Origin of the sequence: Paenibacillus profundus (assembly GCF_021369635.1) — a bacterium.
Lineage (GTDB): Bacteria > Bacillota > Bacilli > Paenibacillales > Paenibacillaceae > Paenibacillus_B > Paenibacillus_B profundus.
Window position 1 is genome coordinate 1 of the sequence record NZ_JAJNBZ010000065.1, and the last position, 11220, is coordinate 11220.

The 11220-nt window shown below is 44.3% G+C and carries 8 protein-coding genes; 4 read left to right on the forward strand and 4 right to left on the reverse strand.

Annotated features, from left to right (window positions below; translation table 11 throughout):
• Positions 1-419 precede the first annotated feature (419 nt).
• Positions 420-920, forward strand: coding sequence for a TroA family protein (locus tag LQV63_RS30585; RefSeq protein WP_233699547.1), 501 nt, complete (start codon positions 420-422; stop codon positions 918-920).
• Between the two features lie 1156 nt (positions 921-2076).
• On the opposite strand, the gene LQV63_RS30590 is transcribed toward LQV63_RS30585, so the two are convergent.
• Positions 2077-2415, reverse strand: a complete 339-nt coding sequence (locus LQV63_RS30590; RefSeq protein WP_233699548.1) for a hypothetical protein — start codon at positions 2413-2415, stop codon at positions 2077-2079.
• Between the two features lie 431 nt (positions 2416-2846).
• Here LQV63_RS30590 and LQV63_RS30595 point away from each other — a divergent pair, with 431 nt between their 5' ends.
• Positions 2847-3485, forward strand: coding sequence for a hypothetical protein (locus LQV63_RS30595; protein WP_233699549.1), 639 nt, complete (start codon positions 2847-2849; stop codon positions 3483-3485).
• A gap of 159 nt (positions 3486-3644) precedes the next feature.
• On the forward strand, positions 3645-4139 hold the full coding sequence (locus LQV63_RS30600) for a hypothetical protein (RefSeq protein ID WP_233699550.1): 495 nt from the start codon (positions 3645-3647) through the stop codon (positions 4137-4139).
• Between the two features lie 103 nt (positions 4140-4242).
• Here LQV63_RS30600 and LQV63_RS30605 read toward each other — a convergent pair whose 3' ends face one another.
• The 3 genes from LQV63_RS30605 to LQV63_RS30615 form a co-directional block, all read right to left on the reverse strand.
• On the reverse strand, positions 4243-6075 hold the full coding sequence (locus LQV63_RS30605) for an ABC transporter substrate-binding protein (RefSeq protein ID WP_233699551.1): 1833 nt from the start codon (positions 6073-6075) through the stop codon (positions 4243-4245).
• Between the two features lie 83 nt (positions 6076-6158).
• On the reverse strand, positions 6159-7667 hold the full coding sequence (locus tag LQV63_RS30610; protein ID WP_233699552.1) for an ABC transporter permease: 1509 nt from the start codon (positions 7665-7667) through the stop codon (positions 6159-6161).
• A 54-nt stretch (positions 7668-7721) separates the two neighbouring features.
• A complete protein-coding gene (locus tag LQV63_RS30615) occupies positions 7722-9164 on the reverse strand; it encodes an ABC transporter permease (RefSeq protein WP_233699553.1) in 1443 nt (480 codons plus the stop codon).
• A 127-nt stretch (positions 9165-9291) separates the two neighbouring features.
• Between LQV63_RS30615 and LQV63_RS31915 the strand changes: the two genes are divergently transcribed.
• The gene (locus tag LQV63_RS31915; protein ID WP_233699554.1) at positions 9292-11028 is read left to right on the forward strand and encodes an ABC transporter ATP-binding protein; all 1737 of its coding nucleotides are present in this window, start codon (positions 9292-9294) and stop codon (positions 11026-11028) included.
• Positions 11029-11220 lie beyond the last annotated feature (192 nt).

Here is an 11220-nt window from a genome sequence, read left to right on the forward strand (position 1 = left end):
TCAGACACCTCGATTAGGAATGCATTTATTGTCGCACTCTCGGTTTCCGGTGTCCTGTATTTAGTCTAGCATCAAAATCTATTGTTAAAACAATAAAACGCGCTCCATAATTAGTGTGGCCACATTTTTAACTTCTTGAAAAAAACTAAACAGATAAAGGCGAATTTCCATTCATTTTTGAATGAGAGTTCGCCTTTATTTATGCTTTTCCATGATGCTTTCTACTTCAATAGCATTAAAATTTTTTTGAGATTGACAGCGAATATGGACAGCCAGCAAGACCCGAGGTTGAGGGCCGAACAAGACAAGAATACCCAGAAGAATAAGATTAACTTTGCAGAAAATAGAGGTATTCAGGGTATTGGTGTTCATAATGTTGGAATTTCTGTACCTGCCTTGATTTGTCCGTAGACGAACGCATGGAGAAGCTTGGAGAAGTGCTGGGCAAGGAAGGCGAATCACAGACGCTTCTGGACAACTTCTATGCGAAGGTAGAACAAAGCAAGCAGAAGTTACAGAAAGCTGGTATTTTGGATAAAACCGTAACCATTATGGAAGGTGTCAAAGGTGCCATGGGCGTAATGACCAGCAAGGGTTATGGACGCGGTTCCCAAGTAATATATGAATATTTGGGAATGAAAGCACCGAGATTGTACAGCGGGAAATTGAAAAATCTAAGAACGATGCGACCAGCAAGGAAGTTTCCTTCGAGGTGTTGCCTGAGTATGCCGGTGATGTTCCGCTCTGCCTATGAAGGAATGGAGGACTTGTCGGATAACGTCATCTGGAACAGCATACCGGCTGTGAAAGAAGGTCAGCTAATCGAGATTAGTTTCGGCTTATTCTTCTACAATGATATTTATTCACTGGATAAACAGCTTGACTTTGTTGTGGACAGCTTGCTGGAAACGGTGAAGTAATCGTATAGAAGTGGAGCATCTATCTGTTGTGCAGATGCCATAATTTTTGGGGATAGAAGGGTGGGAGAAAGAAGTTAATGGAGACATCCTTGTACATGACGGATTGTAATATGAAGTGCGACAGTTACCATTAAATAAAAAAATGGCTCATGATTGATTCGTGTAAAATGGAGTCACCACAACAACCATTACACGGAGGAATCAATCATGAGTTACTCACATTTTAACATGTTCGAACGGGGGAAGCTAGAGCTCCTGCACAGCCAGGGTTGATCCAGCAGAGTCATAGTAGGGAACTAGGACGACACCATTCGAGTGTTGCTCGTGAGTTGAAACGTAATCAGATTTCCAACGAATACAAGGCAGATGCTGCTCATATAGCCTCTGAGGAACGTCGTAATCGTGTCCGATACTTAGGAAAGCATACACTGAGCGAATCGATTATATCACGGAGAAACTTGAGGCGACTTGGTCTCCTGAACAGATTGCGGGTCGTATGAAACAGGACTACCCTGACCTCAGTGTATCCTTTAAAACGCTTTATCGCTGGTTATACCAGGCCTGTTAGTGCAAGGTGATGTTGAGATTCTTCGTCACAAAGGAAAGCGACGCAAGCCAATAGAAACGCGTGGACGGTTCAATATCGGCAGAACGATCAACCAGCGTCCCAAGGAAATCCGAAAGCGTGAGAGTTACGGACACTGGGAACTCGGCTTGACAATCCGTCACATATAAAAAGATTCGCAGTTATATACACCTGCTTTTAGGAAGCCTTCAATTTCCCCTGTTTAAACTTCACAATCTACCAACTCCCCATTGAACAACGCCGTTGCAAGTGCGCTCAGGGATGAGCAGGTTGGGTTGGACTTGGGAACCTCCAAGGAGCTTTGTTCGGGGCACTTCTGGCGGCCCACAAAGAAGTCGCTGCAGATCCTATAAAACCTTGTACGTCCTGCACGAGGCGCCTTACTCCGACGCATTCCTAGCGATAACCGCCGCCGTGATTATCGTCTTGGTGTTCGCACTCGGGATATGGAATGATATCCAAAATGATGCAGAATAGGCGATATCATAAGATTATCAAGTCCTGATTGTAGCTTATCGCAGCCCCATCTCGATGAGAAGGTGGGGGCTATTTGACGCTCACAGAAATAGATTAATGCCTTCTGCCTACTGCAGGAGCGGTTCCAAATGATATGGAGCGGACAATTCCGCCTGTGCTGCTGTTCAGGTAGTTCGCTGTTTGAATCACGATTTCAATCTCGCCCCCATCTGTTGCGAAAAAGGCGGAGTAGGGCACGTTGCGGGCTGTGTATTGATGTTCATTCGGTGCAGGTTGGCCGGAATTCGCCAGCAGACGGCCGTTTACGTATAGTTCTGACGAGCTTTGAATACTGGGAACTCGAATGGCAAATGATTGTCCTTGATCCGGCGTGACCTGAATCCGCAACCGATAAGACCCGTATCCATAATGCGAATCGGTCTGAGGAAACAAGGATGACTCCCAATTACAGGGAACCTCAATAAAATCTCTATCCGTACGGGATGAGATCGGGCTGGTATCGCTCTGCATCAGCAGCACACTCGGGAAAAATTCCCACTGCCCATCTAGGGTAAGGGGCGCTCTACCGCAAAATCCCAGCTTCGCAAATCCAATTCGCCTTGAATCGCGTGAGGATGATCCGGCCCCGTATGGAAGGCAATCGAGAGTAAACGGATATTTGTAAGCACAAGAAAGAATAGACCCGTAATGAGAAAGATTTTTCTTTCCTTTGCGGTATGCTGGTGGGGGCAGTTTAACTTTAAGAAAACAAGGTAGCTTTATAGAATAAAGAGCCTAAATGAATCTATTCATTGACAATCTGTGGAATTAAGTGATATATTGTGTTTAAGAGGAAAAATAATACATGGAAGGGAGTGGATTTGTTGAGGAAACTTGTTTCAGTTGCTCTAGCACTCTCTTTAATGGCCCCAGTCGGATTATCGTCAGTTAGCGCGGCAGAAGTAAACAAAGGACTTGTAGAAAGAGTCGCACCTGCATCTCCGAGCTACATAAATGGAATTCCAGAAAACGAATTAATTCAACCACTGAGTTCATCAGGTCCATTTTTTCATGAATACAAATCTAACAGTACTCCTTCAAGAGTAGAGAAATTCCGAGAAATTGTCTATTATACTCATGATAACAGCAGAAGCAGCACTCCTTTTAACATGACAGCTAGAGTTGAACAAACGCGATCAGTTGGATCAGAGTGGTATGGAAATGTTTCTTTCAGTAAAGAAGTAAAAGCAGGAATTCTGGCCGCGGTTAGCGTAGAGGTTTCCGGCGGTGTAAAGGAAACTAGAAGTGAGAACGAGGCTTTAGGAGTTTCGGGTTCGATGACTGTTCCAGCGTACAAACACGGGAAATTGACATTTTACTATGCTGCACGCTCCACTCAGGGTACTGTTAAACTTAAGACTTGGTATGACTCACTAGGTTCATACGTATACACTGATGTTCCTATTAGCGCAAAAATCCATCCTACAATACTAGACGTGCACAGTGTTGGAGAAACATATTAATAAGCATTATTTTTATAAGCGTAGGGGGCAAATTGCCCCCCTTTTGGAGTGATTATTATTAAAAAAGTATTTTTCATGATAGTTTCGGTCACGATGATGTTGATATTAATTTCATGTACGAACAAGGAAGTTGACATAAAATCCGATCATGAAAGTTTTATGAATAAGGTGATTGAGTTTAAGAGCAGCTTTCAATCCAATCATTTTATATTGATTTCTCCAGAAGCGTTATCGGTTATTACTTCATCGTTACCAGAGAACAAAATTGATGCCAGGAGATCGGATACCATTGGCGAAGACATTCAAAAACCAACGAGATTGGAGTTATATTACAAACATAAACATTCCAAGCTGATCGTAAAAGTCAATATTATTTATTCCCCTCTTTTTGATACCGAGGGCTTCATATCCATGAACTCGATATCTTCTTTTAACAATGAAAATATCGATAGTAAATATAAAAATTTATATCGGCCTTTGCTTGACGAGTTTCTATTTGTGATAGACGGCGATCTCATTCACATTAACTTTTTTCTATCGCAAGAGCAATATACGGAGTCTGACGTAGAGAGCTTTAATGAAAGTGCTTTCGTATTCTACCAAGAATTTGAAGAGCATTATTTAAATATGGGTTTTCAGAGAAATAGAAAGTAGTAACGTGCTTGATCCAATCAGCCTTAGTTCGGTACAGATACCCCACTGAACTAAGGCTGAGAGCTCGTAACTATGAGATTGTGGCGTAGCGGCGTGAACGTGTTTATTTGGCGCCGGCTCTATACTTGTTCAGAAATTCTTTTACCTTTGCCGGGTCGGCCGTTAGTTCGTTGCCTGTCGTGACCATCGGGCTGACCGTAGATACGGCTTTGAATTTATTGTTATTGTAAAACTGCAAAATTTCATCTTGATTGATAGAATAGAGCACAGCTTTTCGCAAATCCTCACTTTTCGCAACTGCTCGACTTTTCGTATTGAACAACAGATAGGAGACGGCATTGCTTTGGATGTTCTGCAGGCTCAGCTTGCTGTCGCTCTTCACGATATCGAACTTTGTTTCTGGAACACCGTAGTTGACGTAAACTTCACCGCTGCGCAGCGCGGAGAGCGCACTGTCTGCATCCTTGATGAAACGAAGTGTAACATTCGATATTTTCGGTTCATGCTTCGTTCCCTTCAAGTAACCAGGGTTTTTGTGAAAGATGGCTTCATAATCGTTTTTGTACGCCAAAATATAAGGGCCGCTTGCATAAAGGGTGTTATTGTATTTATTTCCTTCGGTTATCGTGCTCTGATCACCGTATGGAATATCTTTGTTGACGTCAAATGAAGCAACATCATACGTATTAATGCTTTCAACCTGTTTCTTGGACACGATGCCTGCCGATTGGTGCGCCAAATAATTCAAAACCTGAGGGAACGGTTCTGTCGTTGTCAATTTGATTACTTGATATTTGCCTGCTTTGTTATTCGCCTCGTTTTTGTCCGCGACCAATGCTGTGATTTTTGCATCCAATCCTTTTTCTAACGCTTCCTTCACCGTTTCATTGCTGCCTGATTGCTTGACTTGAGCCAGAGCGCTTATGTCGGTTACGATGTCAACGTTTTTAATATGTTCATGCAGACTATAGGTGCGGTGGTCGGGTACTGAATCTTTGTTTTTCGCCCGGTTCAAAGAGAACACCACATCATCGGCGCCGACACGTTCCCCCGTATCTTCGGCAAGCTTGTTCGTAATTTTAGCAAAATTAATATCGTCTCTGAGAATGAAATAGTATTCCGAATTGCCCTCTGCAATGCTGAACCCATGTGATAACGAGCCGTCGGCAGTAATCTTGTCATCATCGGTAAGGTTGATCAAGCGCACGTACATATTGGTATTGATCATATTGATGGAACCGTCGTTTCCCTTAATCGGATCGAGCGACGTCAATGTAGAAGAGGCTTGAGTAAGAAGCATAGGGGAGGTGTCGCGTTTGGATGTATCCTTGAAATCAACATCTTCCCATGCGAATGAACGAGACTTGGACAATCTTACAGATGCTTCATTCAGAATGTCTTTATTGAATGCCTGACTCTTGATTGAAATGTACAAAGGAGCGATGTAGGCTTTGTCGAACACAAGGCTATGCTCCAGCTGCTTGTATGTCTCTACATATTGCTCTGGGGTTTGAGTTGCAGCTTGGTCTATGAGCTTGTCAATTTCAGAATCGGCGAGGATGCTGTAGTCACCGCCTGTCTTGAATAAAGATCTGACCGCATAATCCGGATTGCCGGTTACCGTCGTCCAGCCCGATAGCGCAATATCATAGTTCCCTGCCTCTTCCTGAGCCTTGAAGCTGCCGTAGTCCGGTTGAATGTTGAGCTTCACCTTGAATCCGTTCTTGTTGAGCTGGTCTCGTACAATGTTGATGTCGTCTTCACCCGAGCTCATTCCTAGCAATTCGATGTCGACTGGAGTCTCGGCAACAGGTTTGTCGTTATCGGGAGTCTGCTTTGCGTCTTTTCCTACAGCGTCCGATTTTGTATTCACATTGCACCCGCCAAGCACGAGTACCAAGGCAAATAATAGAATCAATACAGATCTTTTTTTCATGATGAGTTCCTCCTGAGCGTATTTAATATATTTGCAAATAAAACCCAACTACCAAATTGTGTTGGCCGGAGCAATTCCCTGCTTTAATCCATTTTCGGATCAAGTGCGTCCCGCAGGCCGTCCCCGAGAAAATTGAAGGATAAGACCAAGGCCATAATCGCCAACCCAGGGTAAATGGCGAGATAGGAGTGGGATTCGAGATAGGCGCTTCCCAGCTTCAAAATATTTCCCCATTCAGGTATATGAGGCTCCACTCCTAGACCCAAATAACTCAAGCTGCTTGTGGAAATGACCGCACCGCCGATCGTTAATGTAGATTTAATAATCATGGGAGCCAGCGAGTTAGGCACGATATGCTTGAAAATGATGGATGAATTCCGAGCGCCGAACGCTCGCGCGGCATCGACAAATTCGAATGTAGACACCAACAGCACGTTAGCCCTCATCGTTCTGGCATAAGTAGGAATAGAGCCGATGCTCAGTGCCAGAATGAGATTGACGGTGTTCGCTCCGAAAGCGGCGATAATGGCGATAGCCAATAAAATACCCGGAATTGCGTACAAAATATCCAGCATTCGCATAATGATGTTATCCGTACGCCGGCCGTAAAATCCGGAAATGGCGCCAAGAGTGCCACCGATGACGACAGGAATGGCCGTCGAAATGAAACCGACAATTAACGAAATTCGTGCGCCAAAAATAATTCTTGAAAATAAGCATCTGCCGAAATTATCTGTTCCGAATGGATAGGCCAGACTTGGAGATTGGAGTATCGCACCGTAATTGTTCTCAATAGCAACGCTATAGTCGAACGTAAAGAAACTGCAAATGGATATGGAAAACAGAAAAATAATAAAGAATAAGCCTGACATGGCCGTCGTATTTTTGGTAAGCCGCTCCCAGACTTCCTCCCATTTCGCCGCAGCCGGATTGCCGTTGTTGCGGATTTTCGTGAGCAGAGTCAATCCGAGCAATAACGCAAACACATTCCCGGTCAAAGAAGTGAAGATGAGCGGGAAGGCTGCGATAGACAGCCATGGACGGGCGTTGTTCCTCTTCACATACTTCGATACGAGGAGAAGAGTGACGAATTGAAAGAGAGCGATCGCCAGCAAAATAAGCATAGCTAGCGGGAACGTATCGGCTACATACGGTTTAAATAAATTTATTTCAGATACGGCGATAACAAATAGCTGAGTCAGGAGCATATACACGGCAATCGTATATTCAGGAGGTTTATCCTTCTTAATGAGGCTGCAAGCAGAAGTGACGATAAATACATTTCCTGTTAGAATGCTAAGTATTTGAATATAGCCCAGAGCTCGCGTCGAGTTTTTAATATGGCCGTGAACGAGAATATCTCTTCGAATCTTAGCGGTTATGATGAGCTGCAATAATGTGAAAGCAGCATAAATGACGGATGCCGCCAATACATATGGTTTCATCGTCTTACTAGTAAAATCGTAACTGTTTATGAAAAGGATAACGGACAAGACCGAAGAGATAATCCAGGCGAAGCTGGCTTGACTGTATTCCTGAAATGATTTCAGTTTGTGCTGCGTTTCGTGCTTTGAGACAGACAACTTGGTCATGATCACACCTGCTTTAGAGGTTGTTCAAAAAGCCTCCCTTTTGAACACGTACCTTTAGTATTGTTTCATCTTGGAGCGAATGCGCGGGTCAAAAAAAGCGTATAAAATGTCAATCATCACATTGACAAGCGAAATCGTTATCGCCGTATAGACGACACCGCCCATAATGCTAGGAATATCAGGAATGAACTGTTTATCCACGATATAGCTGCCGATTCCGCTAATATTAAACACTTTTTCTGTCACGGCGGCTCCCCCCAGCATCCCGCCGAATTGCAAGCCGATAACCGTAATAATCGGTATGATGGCATTGCCGACAGCATGCTTGAGCAGAACCTGGCGCTGACTTAGCCCTTTTGCTTTGGCGGTCATAATGTAATCTTCATTAATGACCTCTAAAGTGGAGGAACGGGTCATCCTGGCTACGGCAGCAGTTAATCCCGTTCCAAGCACAACGACCGGCATAATGATCGATAACCAATTTTGCGGATTAAAGGTTGCCGGTAACCACTGAAGCTTGATGGAGAAATTCAAAATGAAAATGAGTCCCTGCCAAAAGCTGGGTATCGATAAACCAATTAGCGCGATAAATATAAACGTGTAATCAAAGAAAGAGTTTGGCTTTGTGGCTGAAATAATTCCGATCGGCAACGCGATGATGATGGCGATAACGAGCGAGATAATCGTCAACGTCAGGGTGATCGGAAACTTACTGGCTATAGTCGTCGTTACTACCTCGCTGCCTGAGAACGATTTTCCAAGATCGAAGGTCGCTATTCCCTTCAGGGTGTTCCACAATTGGACGAAATAGGGCTGATCAAGTCCATGCATTTTGTTAAATGCGGCGATCTGTTCCTGAGTGGCTGTTTCACCCAGTATGTTGGCTGCCGGATGAAAGGGGGAGAGATGCAAGATAGTGAAGACAAGCACGGCGACCCCTAAAATGACAAACATGCTCATCACGAGTCTTTCAAAAATGTATTTTAAATACGAGTTGCCATACAGCAATATCAGAATGTACATTGGCAAACCTGGAATAAACGTTGCGATTAAAAATAAAGGATGTTTAATGAGCGATGTAAATGTGCCGGCAAAAGTCAATCTCTTTTGATTGCTATGCTTTAGTTTCTCGTTGGTTCGCTCAAGCAGCGTCTTGTAAAATTGGGCTTCTGTTATTTTGTCTACCTGTCGTTTCAATTCTTCCTGCTTAACCTCTTGGCCGAAAAAAGCGTGCTTACGCAGCGACTGCTCCTCGATCTCTGCTCTCAAATCATCCCTGTATCCAGAGGCTATGAGCTCGAATTTTATTTCATCGCGCACAGATGAATATGTATCTTTCGTTCGCTGAACGAAATAGAAGAATAACACAACGAGATTGACAGGCAAGCCCAGTAAAAGAACCGCATATTTGTACGCAGGATTCAATAGCATTTTATTGTAGGCGACGCTGATAGTGTTTATTAAACCGTGTTTTGTTGAAGCTTCTGTCCTCTCCATAACGCTCCTTGCTGCCTCCTTGTTTTTAAATTGTATTATTCCGATGGATATAGTATATTTTATTTTAAGGTTTTGTCAAGAAAAGATAAGAGGCAAGAAATCCGGATAAATAGGCAGGTGAACGGGAATGGACCCTATTCTTCAAGTACAAAATTTATCGGTAACTTTTCAATCGCGTGATAAAGAAGTTCAGGCGGTTCGAGGCGTAAGCTTTGATGTGAAAAAGGGAGAGACGTTGGGAATTGTCGGTGAATCGGGAAGCGGCAAGAGTGTAACGGCTCGATCGATTATGCGTCTGCTTCCTTCTTCCCTATCCTATATGAAAGAAGGGGAAGTCATATTCCTGGGAAAGAATGTAGCTCACTACACGGATAAGGAAATGGAGAGCATTCGCGGCCGCGATATGGGCATGATTTTTCAAGATCCAATGACATCCTTGAACCCAACGATTAAAATCGGCAAGCAAATTTCCGAAAGCTTGATTAAGCATCAGAAATTGTCACCTAAAGCGGCAAAGGAACAAGCCATTGAAATGCTCAAGCTGGTAGGAATCCGAAATAGTGAAATCCGTTATAATCAATATCCCCATGAATTTTCCGGTGGAATGCGTCAACGCGTCATGATTGCGATCGCTTTGGCTTGCCGTCCTGCATTGCTAATCGCAGATGAACCTACCACGGCGCTTGATGTGACGATTCAGGCTCAAATTTTAAATGTCATGAAAAATATGCAGCAACGTTTTGGCACTTCAATTATTTTAATTACACATGATCTGGGCGTTGTGGCCGGCATGTGTGACCGCGTTGTCGTTATGAAAGACGGGGCGGTGGTAGAGACGGGAACGACGGAAGAAATTTTCGCGAGTCCGAAGCATCCGTATACACTAAAACTGTTACATGCGCTTCCGCGTCTGGACGAGAAGAAGAAAGAGAAGCTGGCGCCATTGCTTGCCACGAGCTCGGATCACGAACAGCCGCTGCTGGAAGTCAGATCGCTTAGACAGTATTTCGATATGGGAAAAGGAAATGTGCTCAAGGCTGTAAATAACATAAGCTTCCATATTAATGCAGGAGAGACACTAGGCGTCGTCGGTGAATCGGGCTGCGGGAAATCAACGACAGGGCGGGCCATTCTGCGTCTGCACGAGCCAACGGGAGGAGATGTTCTATACCAAGGCATGGCGGTTAACCGCTTGTCTGCACATGAGATGAAGACGATGCGGCGCTATATGCAGATGATCTTCCAGGACCCTTATGCATCGCTTAATCCGCGGTTCAAAGTGTTGGATATTATCGGTGAAGCGCTTGATATTCACCAGCTAACAGGGAGCAAGCAAGAACGGAAGAAGCGAGTCGAGGAGCTGCTTGATATGGTAGGGCTTGATCCCGCTTTTGCACAGCGGTATCCGCATGAGTTCTCCGGAGGACAGCGGCAGAGAATTGGAATTGCGCGCGCGCTTGCCGTTGAACCGAAATTTATTGTGTGCGATGAGCCTCTATCTGCGCTCGACGTGTCGATTCAGGCACAGATCGTCAAGCTGCTGGAGGAGCTTCAGCATCGTCTTGGTCTTACGTATCTGTTCATTGCCCATGATCTGTCTATGGTTAAGCATATTAGCGACCGCGTAGCGGTTATGTATATGGGGAAGATTGTCGAGCTTGCAGAGAGTGAAGAGCTCTATTCCAATCCGCAACATGATTATACGAAGTCATTGTTGGCGGCCATTCCGGTTCCGGATCCACAAATCGAGTCGAAAAAGAAAAGAGTGCTGATGGAAGAGCAATCCGAAGCCGATAAGTATCATTTGGAGCATTCTGAGCTTGTAGAAGTGTCTAGCGGACATTGGGTAGCGATACCTTCGTGATAATAAGGAGTTACGCTGCTCAAACCGGACATTTGACTATACATTTTCCTATGGGGAGGCGTATGAGAGGGAAGTTGCTCCAGATTTATCTTCATATCATTCGGAATGACTAAAACGAAGGAAGGGGCTGTCCCACAAGGTGAACTGCACCCCGTCAAGTAGACAGTACAAAAAATAAAAATCAATTAAGCG